Annotated in this window: 24 protein-coding genes; 7 read left to right on the top strand and 17 right to left on the bottom strand. The window is 65.6% G+C overall.

The features are described 5' to 3' along the window. Window positions 1-27 precede the first annotated feature (27 nt). From QMZ05_RS05400 to QMZ05_RS05380, 5 genes are all read right to left on the bottom strand, one after another. A complete protein-coding gene (locus QMZ05_RS05400) occupies window positions 28-228 on the bottom strand; it encodes a cold-shock protein (protein WP_021079749.1) in 201 nt (66 codons plus the stop codon). Between the two features lie 282 nt (window positions 229-510). Then, window positions 511-822, bottom strand: coding sequence for a cytochrome c (locus QMZ05_RS05395; protein WP_353699839.1), 312 nt, complete (start codon window positions 820-822; stop codon window positions 511-513). A gap of 11 nt (window positions 823-833) precedes the next feature. Then, complete coding sequence (locus QMZ05_RS05390) at window positions 834-2033, bottom strand: molybdopterin-dependent oxidoreductase (RefSeq protein ID WP_353699838.1); 1200 nt, start codon at window positions 2031-2033, stop codon at window positions 834-836. A 210-nt stretch (window positions 2034-2243) separates the two neighbouring features. Beyond that, window positions 2244-2471 (bottom strand): hypothetical protein, encoded by a 228-nt coding sequence (locus QMZ05_RS05385; protein ID WP_021079752.1) that lies wholly within the window; start codon window positions 2469-2471, stop codon window positions 2244-2246. Window positions 2472-2631: 160 nt separating this feature from the next. Then, the gene (locus QMZ05_RS05380) at window positions 2632-4368 is read right to left on the bottom strand and encodes an adenylate/guanylate cyclase domain-containing protein (protein ID WP_353699852.1); all 1737 of its coding nucleotides are present in this window, start codon (window positions 4366-4368) and stop codon (window positions 2632-2634) included. A 216-nt stretch (window positions 4369-4584) separates the two neighbouring features. Between QMZ05_RS05380 and QMZ05_RS05375 the strand changes: the two genes are divergently transcribed. Continuing rightward, window positions 4585-6135 carry a glycosyltransferase family 39 protein gene (locus QMZ05_RS05375; RefSeq protein WP_353699851.1) on the top strand — a complete coding sequence of 517 codons (1551 nt, stop codon included), beginning with the start codon at window positions 4585-4587 and terminating at the stop codon, window positions 6133-6135. Between the two features lie 270 nt (window positions 6136-6405). On the opposite strand, the gene QMZ05_RS05370 is transcribed toward QMZ05_RS05375, so the two are convergent. Together QMZ05_RS05370 and QMZ05_RS05365 are read right to left on the bottom strand one after the other, a co-directional pair. Then, entirely contained in the window at window positions 6406-7437 is a 1032-nt protein-coding gene (locus QMZ05_RS05370) for a TIGR01620 family protein (RefSeq protein ID WP_353699837.1), read from the bottom strand. After that, entirely contained in the window at window positions 7434-8897 is a 1464-nt protein-coding gene (locus QMZ05_RS05365) for a YcjX family protein (RefSeq protein ID WP_353699836.1), read from the bottom strand. Before QMZ05_RS05365 ends, QMZ05_RS05370 begins: the two co-directional genes overlap by 4 nt. Window positions 8898-9083: 186 nt before the next feature. Between QMZ05_RS05365 and QMZ05_RS05360 the strand changes: the two genes are divergently transcribed. After that, window positions 9084-9779 carry a hemolysin III family protein gene (locus QMZ05_RS05360; protein WP_050423782.1) on the top strand — a complete coding sequence of 232 codons (696 nt, stop codon included), beginning with the start codon at window positions 9084-9086 and terminating at the stop codon, window positions 9777-9779. Between the two features lie 143 nt (window positions 9780-9922). Then, the gene (locus QMZ05_RS05355) at window positions 9923-10717 is read left to right on the top strand and encodes an SDR family oxidoreductase (RefSeq protein WP_353699850.1); all 795 of its coding nucleotides are present in this window, start codon (window positions 9923-9925) and stop codon (window positions 10715-10717) included. Window positions 10718-11003: 286 nt separating this feature from the next. On the opposite strand, the gene QMZ05_RS05350 is transcribed toward QMZ05_RS05355, so the two are convergent. Both QMZ05_RS05350 and QMZ05_RS05345 read right to left on the bottom strand, forming a co-directional pair. After that, complete coding sequence (locus QMZ05_RS05350) at window positions 11004-11537, bottom strand: isochorismatase family protein (protein ID WP_353699835.1); 534 nt, start codon at window positions 11535-11537, stop codon at window positions 11004-11006. A 4-nt stretch (window positions 11538-11541) separates the two neighbouring features. Beyond that, window positions 11542-12156 (bottom strand): helix-turn-helix domain-containing protein, encoded by a 615-nt coding sequence (locus QMZ05_RS05345; protein ID WP_353699834.1) that lies wholly within the window; start codon window positions 12154-12156, stop codon window positions 11542-11544. Between the two features lie 89 nt (window positions 12157-12245). Between QMZ05_RS05345 and QMZ05_RS05340 the strand changes: the two genes are divergently transcribed. After that, window positions 12246-13796: a 4-hydroxyphenylacetate 3-hydroxylase N-terminal domain-containing protein gene (locus tag QMZ05_RS05340; protein ID WP_353699833.1), complete on the top strand. Its 1551-nt coding sequence runs from the start codon at window positions 12246-12248 to the stop codon at window positions 13794-13796. A gap of 232 nt (window positions 13797-14028) precedes the next feature. On the opposite strand, the gene mdlC is transcribed toward QMZ05_RS05340, so the two are convergent. From mdlC to QMZ05_RS05320, 4 genes are all read right to left on the bottom strand, one after another. Further along, window positions 14029-15657: a benzoylformate decarboxylase gene (mdlC, locus tag QMZ05_RS05335; protein WP_353699832.1), complete on the bottom strand. Its 1629-nt coding sequence runs from the start codon at window positions 15655-15657 to the stop codon at window positions 14029-14031. 273 nt (window positions 15658-15930) lie between these two features. After that, window positions 15931-16815 (bottom strand): BJP family subclass B3 metallo-beta-lactamase, encoded by an 885-nt coding sequence (gene blaBJP / locus QMZ05_RS05330; RefSeq protein WP_353699831.1) that lies wholly within the window; start codon window positions 16813-16815, stop codon window positions 15931-15933. 127 nt (window positions 16816-16942) lie between these two features. Then, complete coding sequence (locus QMZ05_RS05325; RefSeq protein WP_353699830.1) at window positions 16943-17326, bottom strand: tautomerase family protein; 384 nt, start codon at window positions 17324-17326, stop codon at window positions 16943-16945. A 112-nt stretch (window positions 17327-17438) separates the two neighbouring features. After that, the gene (locus tag QMZ05_RS05320) at window positions 17439-17945 is read right to left on the bottom strand and encodes a helix-turn-helix domain-containing protein (protein ID WP_353699829.1); all 507 of its coding nucleotides are present in this window, start codon (window positions 17943-17945) and stop codon (window positions 17439-17441) included. 113 nt (window positions 17946-18058) lie between these two features. On the opposite strand from QMZ05_RS05320, the gene QMZ05_RS05315 reads away from it, so the two are divergent. The 3 genes from QMZ05_RS05315 to QMZ05_RS05305 all read left to right on the top strand — a co-directional run bounded on the left by QMZ05_RS05315 (window position 18059) and on the right by QMZ05_RS05305 (window position 20460). Then, entirely contained in the window at window positions 18059-18664 is a 606-nt protein-coding gene (locus QMZ05_RS05315; protein ID WP_353699828.1) for a VOC family protein, read from the top strand. A gap of 106 nt (window positions 18665-18770) precedes the next feature. Beyond that, complete coding sequence (locus QMZ05_RS05310; RefSeq protein WP_353699827.1) at window positions 18771-20144, top strand: epoxide hydrolase family protein; 1374 nt, start codon at window positions 18771-18773, stop codon at window positions 20142-20144. Window positions 20145-20166: 22 nt separating this feature from the next. After that, window positions 20167-20460 (top strand): antibiotic biosynthesis monooxygenase family protein, encoded by a 294-nt coding sequence (locus QMZ05_RS05305; protein ID WP_353699826.1) that lies wholly within the window; start codon window positions 20167-20169, stop codon window positions 20458-20460. An 18-nt stretch (window positions 20461-20478) separates the two neighbouring features. Here the strand turns inward: QMZ05_RS05305 and QMZ05_RS05300 are convergent, their stop codons facing one another. The 4 genes from QMZ05_RS05300 to QMZ05_RS05285 all read right to left on the bottom strand — a co-directional run bounded on the left by QMZ05_RS05300 (window position 20479) and on the right by QMZ05_RS05285 (window position 24065). Continuing rightward, a complete protein-coding gene (locus QMZ05_RS05300; protein ID WP_353699825.1) occupies window positions 20479-20670 on the bottom strand; it encodes a hypothetical protein in 192 nt (63 codons plus the stop codon). A 66-nt stretch (window positions 20671-20736) separates the two neighbouring features. Further along, a complete protein-coding gene (gene hisC / locus QMZ05_RS05295) occupies window positions 20737-21789 on the bottom strand; it encodes a histidinol-phosphate transaminase (protein WP_353699824.1) in 1053 nt (350 codons plus the stop codon). Window positions 21790-21894: 105 nt separating this feature from the next. Continuing rightward, on the bottom strand, window positions 21895-22749 hold the full coding sequence (locus QMZ05_RS05290) for a MaoC family dehydratase N-terminal domain-containing protein (RefSeq protein WP_353699823.1): 855 nt from the start codon (window positions 22747-22749) through the stop codon (window positions 21895-21897). Between the two features lie 215 nt (window positions 22750-22964). Beyond that, window positions 22965-24065: a CaiB/BaiF CoA-transferase family protein gene (locus QMZ05_RS05285; protein ID WP_353699822.1), complete on the bottom strand. Its 1101-nt coding sequence runs from the start codon at window positions 24063-24065 to the stop codon at window positions 22965-22967. Between the last annotated feature and the right edge of the window lie 7 nt (window positions 24066-24072).

Here is a 24072-nt window from a genome sequence, read left to right as displayed (position 1 = left end):
GTGCGCCGCTGGATCTCGCGCGGAGCGCTAGACCTTGAGGTTCTCGGCTGACGTCTTGCCGCGATTGGCGATCTCTTCGTATTCAACCGACTGGCCTTCGTTGAGGCTTTGAAGACCAGCCTTCTGAACTGCTGAAATATGCACGAAAATGTCCTTGCCGCCCGTTGCGGGCTGGATGAATCCATAACCCTTGGTCGGGTTGAACCACTTCACTGTACCTTTGGGCATTCCAGTCGTCTCCGCGGAATCAATCGAAAACAGACCTGCCGGTCCCCGCACAAACCGGCTTGTCCGCGCCGCACAGGATAGCAGTTTGAAAAAAGCTGGGTAGATCAAACCACGGTGTGTTTTTGCCCGGAAACAACCCGCTTTGCAGGGTTTTGGTGCCGGATTGCCTGTTTCGTGGTCAATTGATGCAGTGCAAAAAGATCTGATTCCACTGACCCGAATTGGATCAAAGGCCCCGCGCGCTGCCTTGTGGCGGGCGCGCGGGGATTGATCGGCCCCGTCTCAATAGGTCGCGGAGAGATACTCGACGATCTTGCCGACGTCGGCCTGGTCGATCGGCGCACCGTAGACCTTGATCATCTTGGTCACCTCGGCCTGCCAAAAATCCTTCTTGAACTTCTCCCCCTGCGGCTGGGTCTTAATGTAGTCCGCCGAGTGGCAGCCGGTGCAATTGCTCTGCACCACGTCGAGGTTGGGACCTGGCTTGAACGCCGCGGTCTCCTCGGGAAGCGTGTAGTTGACGGGCGCAGCGATCGCAGCGCCGATCGAGAGTGCCGCGATCGCGGCGAGGGAGGCAAGCAGCTTGCTGGTCATGATGCTTCTCCTCACGCCGCGGTGACGCGCACGGTTTCGACGACGTTGCGCAGATAGCCCGCCGGATTCCACAACGGGTCCATCGGCTGGGTGTCGCCGGCATTGTTGGTGGCGCGCACCTTCAGCTCCGAGGCACCGGCCGGAAGCACGACCTTCAGCTTCCATTCGCGGAATGCGTATTTGCCGAGATCCCTGCCGAGCTTGGCCTGCGTCCAGCTCTTGCCGCCGTCGGTCGAGACCACGACCTCCTTGATGCCCTTGCCGCCGTCGAAGGCGATGCCGCGCAGCGTGGTGCGGCCGGCCTTCAGCCTGGCGCCGTCGGCAACGCTTGTCATGAACGAGCGCACCGTGAAGCGGTTGATCGGGATCGTCGCCTTCGGTGCGGTGCCGGGCTCGATCGCATTGTTCGGCGTGTCCGGAATCCGGTAGGCGGACTTCATCCAGAAGCCGTCGAACACGCTGTCGATCACGGTGATCTCGTTGAGGTGCTTCACCCAATAGGTACCGTAATAGCCGGGCACCACGAGGCGGAGCGGGAAGCCGTTGAGGAACGGCAGGTCCTCGCCGTTCATGCCCCAGGCCAGCATCACCTCGCCGTCGCGCGCATGGTCGATGTCGAGCGCCTTGACGAAGTCGGGCGTCGTCTCCATGACCGGACCGTCCATGCCGTTGAAGGTGACCTGTTTGGCGCCGGCCTGCACGCCGGCCATGTCGAGCACGGTCTTCAGCGGCACGCCGTGCCAGCGCGCGCAGCCCATCGCGCCGTTGGCGAGCTGGCCGCCGGCGACGCGCGGATTGAAGAAGCCGCGGCTGTTGCCGGAGCACTGGTTGACGGCAACGAGCTCGGTGGTCTTGAGCTTGCGGATGTCCTTCAGCGATAGCTTCAGCGGCTTGTCGACCTTGCCCTTGATCTCGAGCGTGAACTTGTCCGGATCGAGGTCGTAGGGGATGCCGGCGAGGTGATAGCGGACGAAGAACGCGTTGTTCGGCGTCAGCGGACCGTCGTTGAAGATCGCAAACGGGGTTTCGAGCTGCGGCGGCCGGCTGGTCAGGCCGATCATCGGGCGCTTCTGCGGGTAGCGCACCAGCGGCCGTTCGCCGTTGTCGAAGGGCAGTGTCACGGTGTCGAGGGCGAACGCGCCCCTTGATCCCAGCCCCGTCACCAAAGCCGCCAATCCGGCGCGCTTCATCAAGTCTCGTCGATCGAGCATTCCGCTTCCTCCGAAGCTGTTATGTCCCGAGCTGGTCATCACCAGGCTCAGATTGCCTTGCGCGCGTTCACGTCATGGAATGCGCGCGGCGACAAATGTCGCACCTGACAATCCCAAGTCAATTGAGCTTTCGCCGCGGTGCGTCGCAACAACGAAAAGCCCCGGCCGCATCAGGCGACCGGGGCATTTCGATTCCACAGTAAGGTTCGATCAGTAGCAGACGTTCACGGTGCGATAGCGATAGCCGTAGGGCGTCATCACCAGGCGGGTGACGTAGCAGCCGGAGTCGACGAAGCCGACGGAGATGCCCGGGCCACCCCAGAAGTGATGGTGGTACGGATGCCAGAAGAACGGTTTGGCGGACGCCGAGGTCGGCGCCAGCGCGGCGGCGCCGAGGGTTGCGGCAGTAGCGAGAGCAAGCGTGACTTTGCGAAGCATGGTCGTCTCCTTCAGATGCGCGTTGAGCTCTGTCGCGGCGCGGTTGCAGTGTTACCCATCGCCAGTCAGTCGCATCCGGCACGGGACGCGTTCGAGCATCTCCGCTGAACACATCCGCGGATGTGCGGCAGGTCACACTCAGTGAAGGGGGATGAACCGGTCAGGCCGCGACGGCACGCCGCTCGTCGACCAGCGCGGACAACACCCGCGTCGCCTCTACGGTGCGCACGGTCATCGGCTCGTTGCGGCCGCGGATCGCAGCCTCCTGCGCCGGCAGGGCATCGTCGGCAAGGCCTGCCGTGATGCGCACCTCGTCGGAAATGACGGCCTCGCAGGCCAGCGCCTTCGTCATGTCCTGCAGCCGCGCCGCAACGTTGACGGCGTCGCCAAGCGCCGTGAACACCATGTGGTCGCGATAGCCGATATCGCCGACGATCACCTCGCCGCCATGGATGCCGATGCCGAAGCGGATCGGCTCGCGCAAATCGTGGCTGAGAAACTGGTTCAGCTCGTCGATATTGGCGGCGATCAATGCCGCGGCGCGCAGCGCCTGGCGGCAGGCCTCGTGCCGGTCGGTCGAGAGCCCGAACAGCGCCAGCATGCCGTCGCCGATGAACTGGTTCGGCCGCCCGCCGGCTTCCAGCACCGCTTGCGACACCGCGCCCAGGAAGCGGTTGACGATGAACACGGTGTCGAACGGCAGCCGCTTCTCGGCAAGCTGCGTCGAGCCGCGCATGTCGACGAACATGCTGACCAGATAACGCTCCTGGCCGACCCGCGTCGGATTGCCGGCATGCGCGTTCGCCGACGTCGTGCTCGGCAGGAAAAGCTGGAAGAAGGTCAGGTCGCCTGTCGGTCGCAACTGGCAGGCCAGGCGGATCGACGGATCGTCGGTGCCGACCCGGTGCAGCACGAAGGCCTCGCGCGGCGAAGGCTCGGGCAGCGCGGCGTGATCGCCGATGATGCGGATGCGGCAGGTCGAGCAGCGCGCGCGGCCGCCGCAGACGCTGGCATGCGGCACGTTGTAGCGCAGGCTCGCTTCCAGCACGCTCAGTCCCTTCGGCACCCGCAGCGTGCGGCCGTTGCCATAGGACAGCGCGATCATGCCGCCGCGGCGTTCCAGCAGGGTCCGCGCCCCGCGCGCCAGCAGCACGAGGCCGAGCAGGCCGAGATAGCCGACCGTCAGGTCATCGGTGATCTTCTCGAGCATGGCCCCTTGCGCCGCCGTGCCGAGCTTCTGCACCGACAACTCCTCGCGCCGCCAGTCGGGATCCTGATAGTCGGCGATCGTGGCGCGGCCGGCCTGATAGATGCCGAGCATCGCCAGCGTCGGGATCAGCACGGCTGTCCCGAGCAGGAAGGGCGCCGCGCGCTTGAAGAACGCGCGCATCCGCAACCAGAAGTACAGGCCGATGCAACCATGTACCCAGGCAATCACCAGCACCGCCAGCATCGTCCACAGCCGGTTCGGCGACGCGATGAAGAACGTGTAGAGCTCCTGCGGATAGAGCTTCTCGTGCCCGTACAGGGTCTGGCCGAGCCGGACGCCGACGACGTGCGCGACGATCAGCATCGGGACGCTGAGGCCGAGCGTGAGCTGCAGCGGCTCGATCGCCTTCCAGTGGAACTCGCGTCGCTCAAACAGCGCCCAGATACCGAGCGCGGCATGCACCAGGCAGGCCGAGTAGAACACGACGGCGACCGGCAGGAACTGCCAGAACCTGGTGTGGTAGTGCACCCCGATCGCCAACGCCTCGGTCGAGATATTGCCCAGCGCATGGTTCAGGAAATGGCTGATCAGGTAGGCGAACATGATCGCCCCCGTGACTAGGCGGACCTGCCGCTGGCCGATGCCGCGGGCCATGTCCTGCAGGTGCTCGCGCGAGGGGGAGGCCATGTGATTCATGATCGGCAAGTCTAATGTTTAATTCCCGCGCTGAACACCACCACGGGTCCGGACGAGCCGCATGGCGGGCTGGGCGGAACGTTGACACTCCGTTAAGAGTCGAACAAAAAGCGCGCCGTGACGATAGCCCCTTCCGATAACATCGGTGTTAAACCGGCCCGTTCGCGCGCGCCGGACTGGCGCGGCGTCATCGCCGTGATCGTTGCCATGACCGCGATGCGGCTGGTCTATGCCCATGCGCTCGACCTGCGCACCGACGAGGCCTATTACTGGACCTGGTCGAAGGAAAACGTGCTGTCATTCCTCGACCATCCGCCGATGGTCGCCTGGTTCATCCGCTTTGGCACCGCTGTGCTCGGCGACACCAATCTCGGTGTCCGCCTCGGTGGCATCGTGGCGATGCTGGCCACCCAGCTCCTGCTCGCCGACATCGTCCGCCGCGTGACATCAGGCAATGTCCGCGCGGTGATGCTGGCGCTGCTGTTGCCGGAGGCGGCGCTCTATTACGGGCTGTTGATGGCCAAGGTCGCGCCGGACACGGCGCTGATCCCGTTTTCGGTGGCGCTGCTGTGGTCGCTGGTGCGGCTTGCGCAGAGCCATGACGGACGCTGGTGGCTCGCCGCGGGACTGTTCGCCGGGCTGTCGCTGCTGTCGAAATTCACCGCGATCATGTTCGCGCCGGCGGTGCTCGCCTTCGCGCTGGTACCGGACTGGCGGTGGCGCTGGCTGCGCAGCCCCTATCCCTACCTTGCCGCGCTGATCGCGATCATCGTGTTCTCGCCGGTGCTGATCTGGAATGCGGAACATGACTGGGCCTCGTTCCGTTTCCAGGCGGTGCGCGCCACCGTCGAGCGCGATCTCACCTTCCGCACGCTCGGCGAATTCGTCGGCATGCAGTTCGGTCTGGTCGGTTTCGTGCTGCTGCCGGTGACGCTGTTCGCAGCAGGGCTGACGGCATGGCGCGGCTATCTCAGGCGCGAGCCGGTCGCGATCCTGCTGGCGACAGCGGTGCTGGTGCCGTTCATCTACTTCCTCTGGAAGTCGCTGACCTTGCGGGTCGGTGACACCTGGCCGATGTTCCTGTGGCCGGCCGGCTTTGCGGCGGTTGCCATCAACGTGACGCGGATGCCGTTCGAGGGCTGGTCGGTCGGGCTGGTCAAATCGACGGTGTATTGGGCACGGACTGCGATTTCCACCGGCATCGTCTTCGTGGTCTGCGTCTTCCTCTATTACATGTTCGCGCCGTGGAATCTGATCGGCCGCACCGATCCGATCGGCACCGAGGCGGGCTACGACGTGGTGGCCGCGCGCACGCTGGCGCAGGTCGAGGCGACCGGCGCGACCTGGGTCGCGACCACGGACTACCGCACCTATGCGATGCTGCGCTGGATGCTGCGCGGGCGGGCGCCTGTCATCGAGATCAATGAGCGCGGCCGCTTCCAGGGCTTTGCCGATCCCGGCATGAGCCGCATCCGCGATCATGTCGGCATCTATGTCGGGCGCGAGCCCGAGAACAATCTGCCGCTGTGGAAGGAAACATCGGCGGTGCGCACGCCGCTGGAGCGCGTGACGCGGAGCTGGCGCGGCATGGTGATGGACACCTATGCGCTGGAGAAGATCTCAGGCTGGACCCCCGATCTCTCGCCGCCGCCGGACACGACGTTCTTCCGCTGGCGCGTGCTGGCGATGCTCTCAGAGCCTTGCGAGATCACCTTCTCCCCTTGTGGGAGAAGGTGGCAGCCGAAGGCTGCCGGATGAGGGGTCTCGCTCCGCGGGTGAGGTGCGCGTGGATGGATACCCCTCAGGTGGCTCCCCCACTCGCGTAACATACTCGATGTCGTCCCTGCGAAAGCAGGGGCCCATAACCACCGATGCTGGTTATCTTGCATCTCTGTAACGGCGAGCCCGCTCACAATATCCGCTGCGGCGTATGGGTCCCTGCTTTCGCAGGGACGACAGCTGTGTTTGTCGCGAGCACGACGTGGATGGTGGGCGCCGCGCAAACGTGTCTTTGCCGGCTCTGCGCCGCTATTCCTCTTCGTCGCGCTTGCGGATCAGGTCTTTTGCCAGATCGGTCAGCGCCGGGCGCGGCAGGGCGTTGAAGGGGAGCGGGCGGGTGACGTCGATCGCGGCGAGGCCGAGGCGGGCGGTCAACAGGCCGTTGAGCATGCCTTCGCCGAGCCGCTGCGAGAGCTTTGCCGCGATGCCGTGGCCGAGCATCTGCTGGATCAGGCTGTCGCTCGCGGCCATGCCGCCGGTGATCGCCAGATGCGCGATGACATGGCGCAGCAGGCGGATCATGCCGAGCGCGCCGGGCCGGCCGCCATAGAGCCGCGCCAGCTGCCGGATCATCCGCAAGCTCGCCACGAACACGAACAGCACGTCGAACAGCGCGCGCGGACTGACCGCGGTGACGACGGAGACGCGCTGCGCGGCCGAAGACACCAGCCGCCGGGCCTCCTCGTCGAGCGGCGTCATCAATTCGCGCTCGGCGAGACGGATCATGTCGGCACCGTCGATGATGTCGTCGGTGTGGCTCTGCAGCGCGCTGCGGGCGCGGGCGAGCTGCGGGGTCCGGTGCGCGAGCTTGAGCAGGTCGGCGACGACAGCCCGGCTCGCCGCCCGGTCGTCGCTGATCAGCACCTCGGCGGCGCGCAAATGCAGTTTCTCGATGGCTGCAAGTCGCGTGAGACCGACGAGCTCGCGCATGGTGACGACCGCGAGCGCCACCGCGGCGATGACGGCGAGCACGAGCCCGAGGAAACCGAGGCCTTCGTTGCGCGCGAACAGATCCTCAATCAGGTTGAGGACGCCAAGCCCGGTGCCGAGCACCACGAGGCCCGCGACCGCGCTCCAGAACAGCGTGCCCCAGCGGAAGCCGCGGCGCGCCGGCAGCAGCGGCGTATCGACCGGCACCGGCAGCTGCGCGGGCTCGCCCTCGGGCACGATCTGGATCGTGCCGCGCATGAGGCGGCCGCTGTCGTCCGGATCGATCACGACCACGCCGGGATCGTCGAGCTTGAACGTCGCCGGCCGCCGGGGAGGCGTCTTCTCGTTCATTGCAGTTTGTCTCCAATCAGGAACTGGAGGACGCGGTCAAGGCGGATGTGAGGCAGCGCCGGCTCCGCATCGCCGCTGCGTTCCAGCTTCGGCGGGCGGAAGCGCAGGAAACGATAATCGGCGGCCTCGGCGCCCGAGCTCGAGAGGCCGCGGAATCCGCCGTTGAACAGCTCCTCCGGATTGTCGGGCAGGTCGCCGGGAAAGGTCGCAACTTCCGTCTCGCCGTCCAGAATCTCGCCATTGGCGACTTCGCCCGGCGCCGGCGTGCCGAGGATCGACGGCAGCCTGTCGCGGCCGCGCTGAACCTGCGCCTCGCGGGTGGCGCGCACTGCGGCGAGCGCCACCACGTCGATCTCGGCGCCGGCATATTCGGCGCGCTCGGCGGCCCTGGCCACGATCCGCCGCAGCACGGCTTCGAGGCGGTCGTGGCTCTGGTGATGCAGGTGGTCCGCCTTGGTCGCCGCGAACAGGATGCGGTCGATGCGCGGCCGGAACAGCGCGCTCAGGATCGTGCTGCGGCCGATTCGGAAGCAGTCGAGGATCCCGGCGAGCGCGGCCTCGAGATCGTGCAGCGCCTCTGGGCCGGCATTGAACGCGGCGAGTGCATCGGCCAGCACGATCTGGCGATCGAGCCGCGCGAAGTGATCGCGGAAGAACGGCCGCACCACGACGTCCTTGTAGGCCTCGTATCGTCGCCGCATCATCGCCCATAGCGAGTGATCCGGCGCGCTGCCGTCCACCGGCACGTCGAGCGGCGCAAAGGTCAGCGCCGGCGTGTCGGCGAGGTTGCCCGGCATCAGGAAGCGGCCCGGCGGCAGCAGGCTCATCGCGAAACGCTCGTCGCGGCAGGCGCGCAGATAGTCGGTGAACAGGCGTGCTTCGGTGAGCGCAGCCTGCTCGTCCTCTCTCGCCTCGGGCTTTAGCGTTGCGAGATGGGCGTGCCAGGGCGCTGCGAGTTTTGCGCGCAGCGGCTCGCGCGACAATGCAAGGCTCTCCGCCGACCATTGCTCGTAGCTCTTGCTCAGCAGCGGCAGGTCGAGCAGCCACTCGCCGGGATAGTCGACGATGTCGAGGGTCAGCGTGCGGTCCGCGCCATTTTGCCGCTGATACTCGATCACGAGGCGAAGCTCGGAGATGTCGGTGGTCGAGTTCGGCCAGGTCCGCTCCTCGACCAATGTCCGGACATGGTTCTCATAGGCGAAGCGCGGCACCGCATCGTCGGGCTGCGGGGCGAGATAGGCGCTCGCGATCCGCCCCGAGGCATAGGCCTCGAACACCGGGAAGCGGCCGCCGCGGGTCAGCCCATGCACCAGCGCGGTGATGAACACGGTCTTGCCGGCCCGCGACAGGCCGGTGACGCCGAGCCGCACCGTCGGGTTGAAGAAACCCTCGCCATAGTCGAGCAGCGCCCGCGCCGAGAGACGGGCTTCCTCGACGATATCAGAGAAACTGGGGGGCATGGAGGGTTAACGACAAACCCGGCAGGAGGGACCTAAAGGGCGGGCGATCACCCGCAAGTTGGCGATTATCGGGCCAAAATCAAGCTTCACATTTCCGGCGCCTTTGCAGGCGAGGGATGGTGAGGGGATTTGAACGCGTCCCGCCACCCGCGCTACCCATAGTCAAACGGCCACAGGAAAGCCTGCATGACGGTCTTCCGCCTGAAGCAACTTGCCTCGACCTCGATCCACGCGGCCGGCGCCGCGCTGTGGAACTACGACCGCGCCGAGCTGATCGCCGACGGCGTCGTTCATCTTGTCGGCGTCGCTTTCGGGCTGGTTGCCGCCACCGCGCTGATCGTGCTGACCGCGGTCTATGCCGGCCCGTTCGACGTTGCCGTGGTGTCGGTCTATGTCGCAGGCCTGCTCGGGATGCTGACGCTGTCGGCGACCTATAATCTCTGGCCGGTGTCGCGCGCCAAATGGGTGTTGCGGCGCTTCGATCATTCCGCGATCTATCTGTTGATCGCCGCGACCTACACGCCGTTCATCGTGGAACTGAAGGACAGTTATTTTGCGATCGCGCTGCTGGTCGGCGTGTGGTGTGTGGCGATCGTCGGGATCTGGCTGAAGCTGCGCTATCCCGGCCGCTTCGACCGGCTCTCGGTCGGGCTTTATCTTGCGATGGGCTGGAGCGGCATCATGCTCTACGACCGCGTCGTCAAGGCGCTGCCCACGATGGCGCTCGGCTTTGTGCTGGCGGGCGGCATCCTCTACAGCCTGGGCGTGATCTTCCACTCCTGGCGGCGGCTGCGCTTCCAGAACGCGATCTGGCACTGCTTCGTGCTGCTCGGCGCCGCCTGCCACTATACGGCGGTGTTCGACGTCGTGCTGGCGAGCTGAGCGGCCGGCCGGCGTTACGCGCGGGGCCGGCTCTCGAAAAGATCATGCATCGGCAAAAGATGCGCTATCATGATCGCTCTTCGTTTGAGCATGAGACCGGCTTCCGGATCATGCCCTGAAATCAAGATATCGGGAGGATGGCCATGCAGGTGGCGGGTAAAGTCGTGGTGGTCACCGGCGGTGGCAATGGCATCGGCAAGGCGCTGTGCGAGGCGTTCCACGCCGCGGGCGCGTCCAAGGTCGTGGTGGTCGACCTTGATCACGCGGCGGCCGAAAAGGTCGCGGCCTCGGTCGGCGGTGCCGCCTTCAAATGCGATGTCGGGCAGGAGAAGAACGTCCTGCATGTGATCGAGGAGACCGAGCGCATGTTCGGCCCGATCGCACTGTTCTGCTCCAATGCCGGCATCGGCGGCGGCTTCGATCCGCTGTCGAAGAATGCCGGCGGCACCTCGGACGAGCCGTGGTCGCGGAGCTGGGCGATCCATGTGATGGCGCATGTCTATGCCGCGCGGCATCTGGTGCCGCGCATGAAGGCGCGCGGCGAGGGCTACTTCCTCAACACGATCTCGGCCGCGGGCCTGTTGTCGCAGGTCGGCAGCCCGGCCTATTCCACCACCAAGCACGCCGCGGTCGGCTTCGCGGAAAACCTCGCGATCTCGCATCGCGCCGACAACATCAAGGTCTCGATCCTCTGCCCGCAGGGCGTCGACACCAACATGCTGCGCTCGATCCCCAAGGGCCCGCAATCCGGTGACGGCGATCTCACCGCGGAGCAGGTCGCGCAGGATGCGCTCAAGGGCATCGAGCAGGAGACCTTCCTGATCCTGCCGCACCCGCAGGTGCTCGGCTACATGCGCAAGAAGACCGAGAATTACGACCGCTGGATCGGCGGCATGGCCAAGATCCAGGCCAAGATGCGCGAGAGCCACGGGAAGTGACGCGCGGAGCGTGTTCCGCAAGTCAGCCGCCCTGTGAGGTGAGCACGCTCGTCAGGCTCCCTCTCCCCTTGTGGGAGAGGGTGGGGTGAGGGGTGGCCCCCGGCGAGATGATTGATCGAAGCGTCGCTATCGCAATCTCGCTCGCGTGCCGTTGAGACAATCGAGAGAGCAACCGTGTGGTACCCCTCTCCCCAACCCTCCCCCACAAGGGGGGAGGGAGCCCGTCCGCTAGTGCGTCCCTCACTTCGGTGAGAAGCTGCGTATTGTTTGTGCTGTGATCGCTTCATCACTTGATCAGCGCAATCGCCTCGCGAAACCGGGGATGTTCGGCGGTTTTCAGCCATTCGAACACCACCATCTCGGTGGTCACGATCTCGGCGCCGTGCCGCTCCATGCGGCGGATCGCGGTTTCCTTGTCTTCGGTGCGGCGCGAGCCCAGCGCATCGCGCACGACATAGACCTTGCGGCCGGCGTCGATGAGGCCGAGCACAGTCTGCTGCACGCAGACATGCGCCTCGCAGCCGGCGACGACGAGGTGCCTGTGGGGCGGGACCGCGCCGAGGAATTCGCGCTCGCGGACGGCGTCGAAGGTCATCTTGTGGATCAGTCGCACTTCGGTGGTCGCAAGCTCGGCGACGGTCGCGCCGAGGCCCTTGGCATTCTGCTCGGTGAAGACCATGGGAATATCGACGAGCCCGGCCATGTCGATCAATCGCCGCGCATTCCTCACCGCTGTCGTGCCCTGATCGATCGCCGGCATCAGGCGGGACTGGAAGTCGACGATCAGCAGCAGCGACTTTCTCGGATCGATCGTCAGCATGGCCTCACTCCTTACCGAGTTGCGCGATCTTCTCGCGCAGATAGGCGTCCATCAGATCAGGCGCGGACGCACCGAACATTCGGATGCGGCCGGTGTGCAGCAACAGCAAGAGGCCGGTCGCATGCGCGAAGCAATCCACCATCACGGTGTTCGCCTTCTGCCGGGACGCGCCGAGCGCCTCTGACGCTTCCGCAATCGGATGCAGCGCCGCCTCCAGCGCGGCGTTCAGCTCGTGGTCGCGGTCATGGCCGAGCCCGGCCGGCTTCATGCCGCCGCGGAACAAATAGAAGCCGAGATCGAGATCGCGCGGGTTGTCCGCGTAATAGCGGAAGAAGGCCATCCCCGCCGCATGCAGCCGCTGCTTGGCGCCGCGCGTCGTCGCGACCGCGGCGCTGACGGCCTCGCCGAGCGAGGCCAGCGATTGCCGCAGCACCTCGGCATAGATCGCTTCCTTTGAATCGAAGTGGAAGTACAGCGCCGCCGGCGTGTAGCCGGCCCGCGTCGCAATCGCGCGCAGGCTCGCGCCTTCGAGGCCTTCTTCGGCGAACACGCTGCGCGCCGCATCGAGGATCAGCTCCCGCTTGTGGCGGCTGACCGCTTCCTTCCTGCTCTCGCGCATCTGCATCCGGCCGAATCCGTTCTTGACTCAATTCTAACAGCGTTAGATAATTTAACAGTGTTCAAATAAATGAGCAAGGGAGAAGCGCCATGCTGATGACGGCCGCGGACTACCGGGAATCCCTGCGCCGCTACAAGCCGCGGGTGTTCGTCAACGGCGAGGCCGTAGCGAGCGTCGCGGACGAGCCGTTGCTGGCGCCGGGCGTGGCGGGCGTGGGCGTGACCTACGATTTCGCACATCAGCCCGAGCACGCGCCGACCATGACGGCGCGGCAGGTGACCTCCGGCAAGACCGTCAATCGCATGCTCCATATCAATGCGAGCTCGCAGGATCTGCTCTACAAGCTCGAAGCGGTGCGGCTGGTGTGCCGGACCTCGGGCTGCGCCCAGCGCTATCTCACCCATGACGCGCTGAACGGGCTCTACCAGGCGACCAAGCTGACCGACGATCGCCACGGCACCGATTACAGCCAGCGCTTCCTCAACTACCTGCACGAGGTGCAGGACCAGGACCTGACGCTCGGGGTCGCGATGACCGACGCCAAGGGCGACCGCTCCAAGCGGCCGGGCCTGCAGGCCAATCCCGACGTCTACGTTCATATCAAGGAGCGTCGCCCCGACGGCATCGTGATCCGCGGCACCAAGGCGATCGTGACCGGCGCGCCCTACATGCACGAATTCCTGGTCATGCCGTGCCGTACCCACGTGCCCGACGACAAGGATTTTGCGGTCTGTTGCGCGGTGCCGGTCGATGCGCCCGGCGTCACCATCGTTGCACGCCCCGCCGGCCGGCCCGGCGATGCATCGGCAAAATTCTCGGCGAAGTACGGCCAGTCGGTCGGCGTCGTGATGTTCGACGACGTGTTCGTGCCGCACGACCGCGTGTTCCTCGCCGGTGAGACCGAGGAGGGCGGCTTCCTCACCACGTCCTATGCCACGCATCACCGCCACTCCTGCATCGGTGCGCGCGCCGGCTTCGGCGATCTCCTGATCGGCGCCGGCGCGTTGATGATCGAGGCCAACGGGCTTGATGCCGAGAAGCACGCCCATATCCGCGAGGCGATGGTCGAACTCATCACCATCACCGAGAGCTTCTATGCCTGCGGCGTCGCCTCCTCGGTCTATTGCACCAAGGGCCCGGCGGGCTCGGTGATGCCGGACGCTGTGTTCTCGAACATAGGCAAGCTGCTGCTGGCGACCAAGATCTACGACATGCACCGCGTCGCGCATTATGTCTCGGGCGGCTTGATCGTGGCGCTGCCGGGCCCCGACGAGGACCACAATCCGGAGACGCGCGCTTCGCTCGCCGCCGTGATGGGCGGACGTCCGGATATTCCGGCCGAGCAGCGCGCCGAGGTGGCGCGGCTGATCGAGGATCTCACGGTCTCGCATGAAGCCGGCTGGTACTCGGTGATCTCGCTGCACGGCGGCGGCTCGCCGGAGGCGATGAAGCGCGAGATCTGGCGCAATTATCCCGTCATGGAGAAGGCCGAGCTGGTCGAGAATTTGCTCGGCCGTGGCCTTGTCGACAAGGGACAGCGGGTGTCGAAGCAACCCGGCCGCTGCTGCGCCACCGGCTGCGAGGCGCCGGCGCCGTCAGCGGCTGTGGAGCAGGAGCGTGAAAATGCTCTCGTGAGGTGAGCATGCTGTTTGGGCTCCCTCCCCCCTTGCGGGGGAGGGCTGGGGAGAGGGGTAAGCCCCGGGTGAGGTATTGATATGAGTACCGCTTTCGCAATCCCGACCGCGTTTCGTTGAGACTCATACTGAGAGAGCATGCCGTGTGGCACCCCTCTCCCTAACCCTCCCCCGCAAGGGGGGAGGGAACCCAGCCGCCGGTGCCTTCCTTACGAGTGTGTGGGAGTCGCGGTTATCCCTAGCCCTTCTGCGTGTAAAGCAGCGGCACCGCGGAATCCACCATCACCTCGATCAGGCTGGCGCCTTGATGCGACAGGGCGCGCTTGTAGGCGCCGGGAAGCTCGGCCGACTTCGTCACCCGCATTGCGTCGCAGCCCATGCCTTCGGCGAGCTTGACGAAATCGATGCCGGGCAAATCGAGGCCCGGCACGTTCCGTACCTGCATGACCTGGCTGAATGAGCGCATCGCGCCGTAGCCGGAATTGTTCATCACGACGACCGTCAGCGGCAGCTTGCGCTGCGCGGCGGTCCACAGCGCCTGGATCGAATACATCGCCGAGCCGTCGCCGATCAGGCAGACCGTGCGCCCGGTGCTGCGGCCGAGCGACATGCCGACCGCGGCCGGCAGGCTGTAGCCGAGGCCGCCGCTCGCCATGGTGTAGAAGCTGTCCTGGCCACGCATCGGCATCGCCTTCTGCATCAATGGGCGATGCGACGGCACTTCCTCGACCAGTGCATCATGCGGCCCCATCGCAGCCGAGAGCGCGTGCAGCGCGTATTCGGCGGGGATCGGATCGCCGGCCGCGGGCGCCGGCGGCAGGATGCGACCGGCGGGCGCGGTCCGCCTGGTTTCGGGCAGCAGCTCGAGCAGCGCCGTCAGCGCCGGCTTCATGGTCGCGACGATGCTGTGGCCGGTCGGCGTCATCGCGGCGGCGTCGGGATCGTCGGTGATCTGGAAGATCGTGGTCGCGCCGTCGAAGATCGCGGCATGGCCCTCGACATGGAAGGTGAACACCGGCGCGCCGACCACGACGACAAGATCGTGCTCGCGCAGCGCATCGGAGAGCTGGCCCGGTGCGGCATGCAGGAAGCCGGCAAATTGCGGATGCCGCTCGGGGAACGAGCAGCGCGCCGAGAACGGGCTCGCCCACACCGCGGCCTTCGTCTTCTCGGCGACCTTGACCATGAGATCGACCGCCTCGGCCCGATCGACGGACGGGCCGACGACGAGGGCTGGGCGCTTGGCCTCGCCGAGCGCGGCCACCAGCGCCCGCATCGCGGCCGCATCGGGGCCGATTTCACGGCTGACCTGGCGCGCCTCGAGCGGCTGTGTAGCGTGCGCCCAGTCGTCGATCGGCACCGAGACGAAGGTCGGTCCGCAGGGCGGCTGCATCGCGACGTAATAGGCGCGCGCGATCGCGGCCGGCACGTCCTCGGCACGCGCCGGCTCGACCGCGAATTTCACGTAAGGCCGCGGGAATTCGGAGGCGCGCTCGGCATAGAGGAAGGCCTGCAGTGGCATGATCGAGCGGGCCTGCTGGCCCGCGGTGATCACCAGCGGGGTCTGGTTGCGATAGGCGTTGTAGATGTTGCCGAGCGCGTTGCCGACGCCGGCCGCCGAATGCAAATTGACGAAGCCGGCATTACGCGTCGCCAGCGCATAGCCGTCGGCCATGCCGACGACCGAGGCCTCCTGCAGGCCGAGCACGTAGTCGATGTCGTCGGGCCAGTCGCTCAGGAACGGCAGCTCGGTCGAACCGGGATTGCCGAAAACCTTCTTGATGCCCCACGCGCGCAGCAGGCCGAAGGTGGCGTCCTTGACGCTGACGGTCTTGCCTTTGCTGGCGGCGGGTTTGCGCGACGACATCGGGCGGCTCCCATTTCTGTCTTGTTTGGTTCCGTCATTGCGCGCGGCAAAAGCGGAAAGGCAATCCACCTGTCGATGGATTGCCTGACGATGTCAAGCCGCGGTCCGGATGTGTTCCGGCTTGGAAAAATTCGGGCGGCTATTCCACGTCATCCTGAGGTGCGAGCGGAGCGAGCCTCGAAGGGTGCCGTGGCCCGAGTGGGGCCGTCGATCCTTCGAGACGCGCGCTGAAGCGCGCTCCTCAGGATGACGGATCACCTTTCGCTGTAGTCTTTAATTGGCCTTCAGCGCGGCGGTCTGCTTGGTGAGCTGCTTGTCGAAATCCTGCTCCAGCCCCGCCACATAGGTGGCGTTCTCGCCCGGCTTGACGAACGGGTTCGGCGCGCCGTCCTTCATCTGCGCGCGCTTGGCCTGCATGTCGTAGACCTCCGGATGCGGCCCGAGCAGCACGTCGACCTTCATCGCCTTGACCTTGGCGAAGGTCGAACGGTAGTCGTCGACGATGCCGGGATAGGTCGGACGGCCAACCAGCCGGTTCAGCGCGACGGTCCCGCTGCAGAAGAACAGCACGTTGCGCTTTTCGTTGCCGTCCTTCACGGTCATCTCCCAGCTGGTGCAGCCGGGCGAATGGCCGGGCGTGGCGTGCGCGGCCAGCGTCATGTCGCCGAGCGTGACCTTGTCGCCTTCCTTGACGCTGCGGTCGACCTTCACAGGCGTAAAGGCCAGATCGGCGTTGCTCTCGTCGCCCGGATAGTAGCCGCCCTCGAGCAGGGGCTTGTCGCGCTCGCCGGCGATCATTTGCGCGCCGGTCTCCTTCTTGATCTCGGCAAAGCCGCCGGTGTGATCGAGATGGGCGTGGGTGTTGAGGATGATCTTGATGTCGCCTTCCTTGAAGCCGAGCTTGGCGATGTTGTCCTTGATCATGCCGGTCGACTGCTGCATGGCCGTGTCCATCAGGATCAGCCCTTGCGACGTCTTGATGACATAGACCGCGATCCCGTCGGTGCCGACATAGTAGATGTTGTCGATCAGCTGATACGGTTCGAATGGCGCGGTCCATTTCTTCATGACCGTGGCCATGAAATCCTTGAGCGTCTGTGCCTGCGCACCGGTTGCGATCAGCGCGAGCGCGCACAGCGCGGCTGCGATCGTCCTCATGGTTGCCTCCCTGCCCGTTATTGTTCGTGCACGGGCCGCACTATGCGTGCTGGCAACGTCGGCCGCAAGCGGCCGGCGGCCAGCCGCCGGTCAAGGCGACCCGCCGTCCGGCGCATGCCTTCCGCGGTCAGCTCGCGTATTGGGCGATGCCGTTGCCGAACGACCAGTTTTCCTTGGCGACCTCGACGAGGTTGATGAAAACGTCGTCCGGGCGTACCTGCAGCTGGCTTTGGAGGTCGTCTGCGATCCGCTTGTAGAACGCCTTCTTCATCTCGACCGTACGCCCGGCATTTAGGGTGATCTGGATGAAGACGAGATCGTCGCTGTAAGTGTTGCCGAGATAGTTGTCGGCGTAGTTCAGGTCACCACGATCATGCTCGGTGATGATCTGAAACTTGTCGTTCTCCGGCACGTTGATGATCTCGCGCATCGCATTGTAGACGATCTCGCCGAGGGTCTTGCGATATTCGGCGGACTTGCCGCGCTTCAGGTCGATGCGAACGAATGGCATGGTGGTCTCCTGTGTTGTGGGGGCTCGGCCGGATCAGCCCCATGTGATCGAGACGCTGCGGCGGTGCGAATGCTCTCGCGTCGTCCGCCTGCGCCGGCGGCGTCGGAAAAATTCAGCGGGTTGCCTTGAAAGCCTCCCATCGCGCATTGCGCTCTTTCTGGTATTTGGGCAGTCGCTCCCCGACCATGTCGGCGCGACGCACCGGCTCACCGCAGGACTCGCAGACCGGGCCGAGCCCGGCGGGCTTGCCGCAGACGAGGTGCGTGTAGTTCATCGCACGCCCCTCCTTTGGAGATTTGCACCAGGCCTCGCCCCAGGCGCGCAGCGCCATCAGAACAGGAAAGAACGCTTCGCCCTTCTCGGTGAGGTGATACTCGTGGCGCAGCGGGTGCTTGTTGTAGATGCGCCGCGTCACCAGACCGTCCGCCTCCAACTTCTTCAGCCGTGCGGTGATCATCTGCGGCGTGCCGCCGGTCTGCGCCTGGATTTCCTCGAAGCGATGACTGCGCGCGAACAGCTCGCGCAAAACCAGTACAGTCCAGCGGTCGCCCACGACGGTTTCGGCACGAGCGACCGGACACAGCGTTTGGTCAGTCGTGTTGTCCTTGATTTTCGCCATCACGATTTCTTCGTCGGGCTTGTTACTATGAATTTCATAGCAATATGGCCCGGCATCGTTGCAATTGCAATGGGCCGCATTCGGCCCGGTCTTTCATCACCAAGGAGTGGGCCATGTCCACCGAACCGGCGCCGGCAGCGGCCAAAGTCGATTTGAAGCTCGAGGTCGTCGTCATTCCCGTCGCCGACGTCGACCGCGCCAAGCGCTTCTACCAGGACTTGGGCTGGCGGCTTGATGCCGACTTCGTCAGGCCCGACGGCTCGCGCGCCGTGCAGCTTACGCCGCCGGGTTCGCCGACCTCGATCCATCTCGGCTCGGGAGCTGCGCTGCCGCGCTTCCTGATCGTCAACGACATCGAGGCGGCGCGCGCCGAACTGATCGCGCGTGGCGCGGACGTCAGCGAGGTGTTTCATCGCGGCGCCGAAGGCCGCATCAAGGGACCGGATCCGGCGCGCCCGAGCTACGGCTCGCTTGCCACCTTCAACGATCCCGACGGCAATGTCTGGCTGCTGCAGCAGGTCACGCAGCGGCTGCCCGGGCGTGTCGACGGAAACAGCACGACCTTCAATTCATCTGCCGATCTCGCCGCTGCGCTCCGCCGGGCAGCGGCGGTCCATGGCGCGCATGAGAAGCGGACCGGTGGGCACGATGCGAACTGGCCGGACTGGTACGCCGAGTACATCGTCCGCGAGCAGGCCGGCAAGCCGCTGCCCGAATAGTCAAACTGCAACGCGTGCAACGGCCGCGTCGCGGCCGATCCATTCTGACGACAACCGAGGTGATCGCGGCTTTGCCGGCGGAATCTCGTTCAAAGGAGCCAGTGCAATGACCAAGACATCTCGGACATCGGTAGCCGTCGCAGCAAGCCAATCCAACCAGGAAGCCATCGACCAGGACAGACGCAGGCTGCTTACCGGCGCGGCGCTGGGCCTGGCCGCCGCCGGCGCCGCCAGCCTGTTTCCCGCGCGCTCCGTTGCGGCGGCCGCTGATGATGCGATCCGCCCGTTCCGCGTCAATATTCCCGAGGAAGACCTGGTCGACCTTCGCCGCCGTCTGGCGGCGACCCGGTGGTCCGACAAGGAGACCGTCAACGACGACTCGCAGGGCGTTCCGCAGGCGTTGCTCCGCGATCTCGTCCGCTACTGGCAGACCGATTACGACTGGCGCAAGGTCGAGGCGCGGCTCAACGCCCTGCCGCAGTTCATCACCGAAATCGACGGGCTCGACATTCACTTCATTCACGTTCGCTCGAAGCACGACGATGCACTGCCGATGATTGTCACGCATGGCTGGCCGGGGTCGGTGATCGAGCAGATGAAGATCATCGAGCCCCTGACCAATCCCACCGCGCATGGCGGCAGCGCATCGGATGCGTTCCACCTCGTGATCCCGTCGATGCCGGGCTACGGCTTCTCCGGCAAGCCGACCACAGTCGGCTGGGATTCTCAGCGCATCGCACGGGCCTGGGTCCAGCTGATGAAGCGGCTCGGCTACAGCAAGTTCGTAGCGCAGGGCGGCGACTGGGGTTCGCCGGTCTCCAATGAAATGGCCAAGCTCGGTGCGCCGGAGCTGCTCGGCATCCACGTCAATCTGCCCGGCGTCGTTCCGCCCGAGGTCTTCAAGGCGGTTTTCACGGGTGGTCCGGCGCCGGACAATCTGTCGGCGGAAGAGCAGCACGCGTTCGAGCAGATCAAGCTTCAGTTCGCCAAGCGACGAGCCTATGCGCAGATCATGGGCACCCGCCCGCAGACGCTCGCGGCGTTCGCGGATTCACCGGCGGGCCTCGCCGCCTGGCTGCTCGATCATGGCGACGGCTATGCGCAGCCGGCCTCGGCGATGACGTCGGCGGTGCTCGGACATGCCGTCAACGGCCATTCCGCGGGCGCGCTGACCCGCGACGACGTGCTTGACAACATCACGCTGTACTGGCTCGCCAACAGCGCGATCTCCTCGGGCCGCCTGTACTGGGAAAACAAGACCAACCTTTATCTGCCCGCCAATGTCACGATCCCCGCCGCCGTCACCGCGTTTCCCGGCGAAAGTTTTGTGGCGCCGCGCAGCTGGGCCGAAAAGGCCTATCACAAGCTGATCTACTTCCATCAGGCCGAGGCCGGCGGCCATTTCGCGGCCTGGGAGCAGCCCGACATTTTCAGCAGAGAGGTCCGGGACGCGTTCCGGCCGCTCCGCAAGCTGATCTGAGAATAGAGGAGGAACATCCGTCATGCCGAAACTTGCACTCATCGCCACTGTCGAGGTCGCGCCGGAGAGGCGGGACCAGGTCTTGTCGCTGCTGTCGGCGCACGGCGCCCGCTCGCTCAGGGATGAGCCAGGCACGCTGCACTTCGACATCCTTGTGCCGCGCGAGGACGCGTCGAAGCTGCTGATCTACGAGGTCTATCAGGACGACGCCGCGTTCGAGGCGCATCGCCATGCGCGATCGATCGCACAGTTCCGCGAGGAGAGCGCCGGGCTCGGCATCAAGATCACCGCAACGCGGTGCACGCCCGCCGTCTAGCCATCGTTGCGAGCGGCGTCACGCCCGGCTGAGGCTGGCGCCACGCTCGGACAAAATCTTCTCGGCCTTGGGCGTCAGCTCGTAGAGGTCGCCGTCCTTGGCGACGTATCCCTCCTTGATGAGCCGGTCGACTTCGCCTTGCGCGTCACCGGCAAAGGCAATGGATTGGGCGATGTCGCAGAGAAGCGCGACCTGTTCGTCTCTAAGCATGGCGTCCTCCGTCAGGGCGGGGAACGCGCAGGCCGGCATTCGGTTCCAGCGGCGGCCGAAACGGGCTCAGACGATCTGGCGCAGCAGTTCGATCAGGCGGCCACATTCATCGTCCGTGCCGACCGTGATGCGCAGGAAATCCTCGATCCGCGGCTTCTGGAAATGGCGCACCAGGACGCCGCGCTCGCGCAGCTTCGCGGCGAGATCCGCGCCGCGATGGCCGTGATGGCGTGCGAACACGAAGTTCGCAAGCGACGGCAGCACCTCGAAGCCGAGCGCGGTGAGGCCGCGGACCAGCGCCTCGCGACTCCTGACGATCCGTTGCCGGGTCTCGTCAAACCACCCGTCGTCCTCGATCGCGGCGACCGCCCCCGCGATCGCAAAGCAGTCCAGCGGATAGGAGTTGAAGCTATCCTTGACGCGTTCCAGCGCCTCGATCAGCGGACGCTGGCCGATCGCGAAGCCGACCCGCAATCCCGCCAGCGCGCGCGACTTGGACAGCGTCTGGATCACCAAGAGATTGTCGTGATGGGCGACCAGCGGCACGGCGCTCTCGGCGCCGAAGTCGACATAGGCCTCGTCGACCACCACGAGACGGTCGGGATGCTCGGTGACCAGCGCCTCGATCGCGGCACGCGGCAGCGCGATGCCGGTCGGCGCGTTTGGATTGCACAGCAGGATGGCGCTGCCCGGCCGCCGGTAGTCGGCGAGATCAATCCGCATCGCGGCGTCGAGCGGCACCTGTTCGTATCGCGCGCCATAGAGGCGGCAATAGACCGGATAGAAGCTGTAGGTGATGTCGGGGAACAGCAGCGGCGCGTCGTGCTTCAGCAGCGCCGGGAAGCTGTGAGCCAGCACTTCGTCCGAGCCGTTGCCGACGAATACCTCATCTGATGTGACGCCGCAACGCGTCGCGATCGCCTCGCGCAGCGCGGTTGCGCGCGGATCCGGATAGAGCCGCAGGCGATCCGCGGTCGCTGCGATCGCGGCCAGCGCGCGCGGCGACGGCGGGTAGGGATTCTCGTTGGTATTGAGCTTGATGAGGCCGTCGATCTTCGGCTGCTCGCCGGGCACGTATGGCGACAGATTGTGGACGACCGAACTCCAGAAGCGACTCATGATCTGCGATCCAGGGATGAATGCGATCACAATAGGGAATACGAGGCGCTGATGAAAGCGCCTCGTTAGTTCCTCGCATGCTGATCGGCGTCGTGCGCGCGTGCCTTACCAGCTCGCCGTGCCCTTCATGGTCGGCTGGCCCTCGGCGTTAGCGGTCCACAGCTCCATGCCGCCGTCCTTGTCGTTGGCATTGATGGAGAACTCGCTGCCCTCGAACAGCGGCTGCACGCCGCGATAGGTGAGCTTCTTCGGCGGCTTGCCGCCGCGCAGCCTGGCGGCGAGCTCGACGATGAAGGAGGCCTGCAGCGGGCCGTGGAAGATCAGGCCCGGATAGCCCTCGACCTTGGTGACGTAGTCGCGATCGTAGTGGATGCGGTGGCCGTTGAAGGTCAGCGCCGAATAGCGGAACAGCAGCACGGGATCGGAGACGTGGCTCTCGCGGTGCTGGGCGACCGGGGGAGGCGGCGGCGCCTTGGCCGGCGCTGAGCCTTGCGTGCTCGTCATCTCGCGATAGACGATGTCCTGCCGCTCGCGGACCGCAAGCCCGCGCGAGGTCGTGATCTCATGGTTGACCGAGACGAAGCACAGCGTGCCGGTCGAGCCCGATTTCACCGTGACGTCGGCAATCCTGGAGGTGCGCTTGGCGTCGTCGCCGATGCGCAGTGCGTCGAAGAATTCAAGCTCGCCGCCGGCCCACATCCGGCGCGGCAGCGGCACCGGGGGCAGGAAGCCGCCGCGGGTCGGGTGACCGTCGGGGCCGAGCTGCGACATCGGAAACACCGGCTGCGCCAGGCACCAATGCGTGGTCCACGGCGCGGCATCGCCGGCCTTCGGCTCGCCGATCTCCTGGAACAGCGTCGCGCGCAGCCCCATGACGAGATATTTGGTGACGACGTCGGAGGCCTCAGTGGTCTTGCCGATCCACTGGCGGAAATGATCGAGGTCGAGATTGTCGGTCATGACTGTGTTGCCCGAAGTGAGAGGTGTCTTAGTTAGCCTGCCGGCAGGCTCGGTGCACCTCTCCCGCTTGCGGGGGAGGTCGGCGCGCAGCGCCGGGTGGGGGTTCTCTCCACGGTGGGATTCGTGGAGAGAGCCCCCACCCCAACCCTCCCCCGCAAGCGGGAGAGCGGGCGCAGCTCATTCGTCGTTGATATTTGAGCCAATCTCATTGCAGCTCAGGATCGTTTGATGCGCTCGCCGATCGCGGGCACCTTGCCGTAGTGCCTGTCCTCGCCGACCACGATCGCGCCCGGCGCCGGATAGCTGACCTTGCCGTTCGGCGTGTCGACCTCGATGCGGCGCAGATGCGGATGCTTGGCGAGGTCGTCCATGCTGTTGACCTCGGCAAAGGCGATGTCGGCCTCGACAAGCTTGGCCAGCAAATCCTCGCGCGTCAGTCTGCCAAAACTATCGCTAACGATCTGATCGGTCACGGCGCGGTTGCGCACGCGCTCGACCATGTTGGCAAAGCGCGGATCGTCGGGGAGAGTGGGCTGGCCCAGTACCTTGGCGCACAGCGCCTTCCACTCGCGCTCGCTCTGGACCGAGATCAGGATCTCCTTGCCGTCCTTCGAGCGGAACACGCCGTAGGGCGCGATCGAGGGATGGGCGAGGCCGATGCGTTTGGGCGCCTTGCCGTCCTCGGCGTTGAGCAGCGGCACGGTGAGCCAGTCGGCCATCACGTCGAACATCGAGATCCGGATGTCGGCACCCTCGCCGGTGCGGCCGCGGCCGATCAGCGCTTCGAGAATGGACGCGTGCGCGGTGGCGCCGGTCGCGACGTCGACGATCGACATGCCGACGCGCGAGGCGCCCTCGGGGCCGCCGGTGATCGAGGCAAGGCCGCTGTCGGCCTGGATCAGGAGGTCATAGGCCTTGCGGTCGGCATAGGGGCCGGTGTCGCCATAGCCCGTGATCGTGCACATGATCAGTTTCGGATAGTCCTTGCGCAGCCGCTCGCGCGAGAAGCCGAGCTTGTCCATCGAGCCGGGCTTCAGGTTCTGCAGCAGCACGTCGGCGCCTGCGATCAGCGCCTCGAGCTGCGCGCGGCCTTCCTTGGTGGTGAGATCGACCACCGCGGAATCCTTGCCGCGGTTGAGCCAGACGAAATAGCTGCTCTGGCCCTTCGCCGCGGCGTCGTAGCCGCGGGCGAAGTCGCCCTCGGGCCGCTCGATCTTGATGACATGGGCGCCGGCATCGGCGAGGCGTGACGAGCAGAACGGCGCGGCAACCGCCTGTTCGACGGCGATGACGGTCAATCCCTCAAGCGGCAGCATGATCTGA

Origin of the sequence: Bradyrhizobium sp. INPA03-11B (assembly GCF_040446015.1) — a bacterium.
Lineage (GTDB): Bacteria > Pseudomonadota > Alphaproteobacteria > Rhizobiales > Xanthobacteraceae > Bradyrhizobium > Bradyrhizobium macuxiense_A.
The sequence above is the reverse complement of the archived record's forward strand: the minus strand, read 5'-3'. Positions and strand labels throughout refer to the sequence as shown.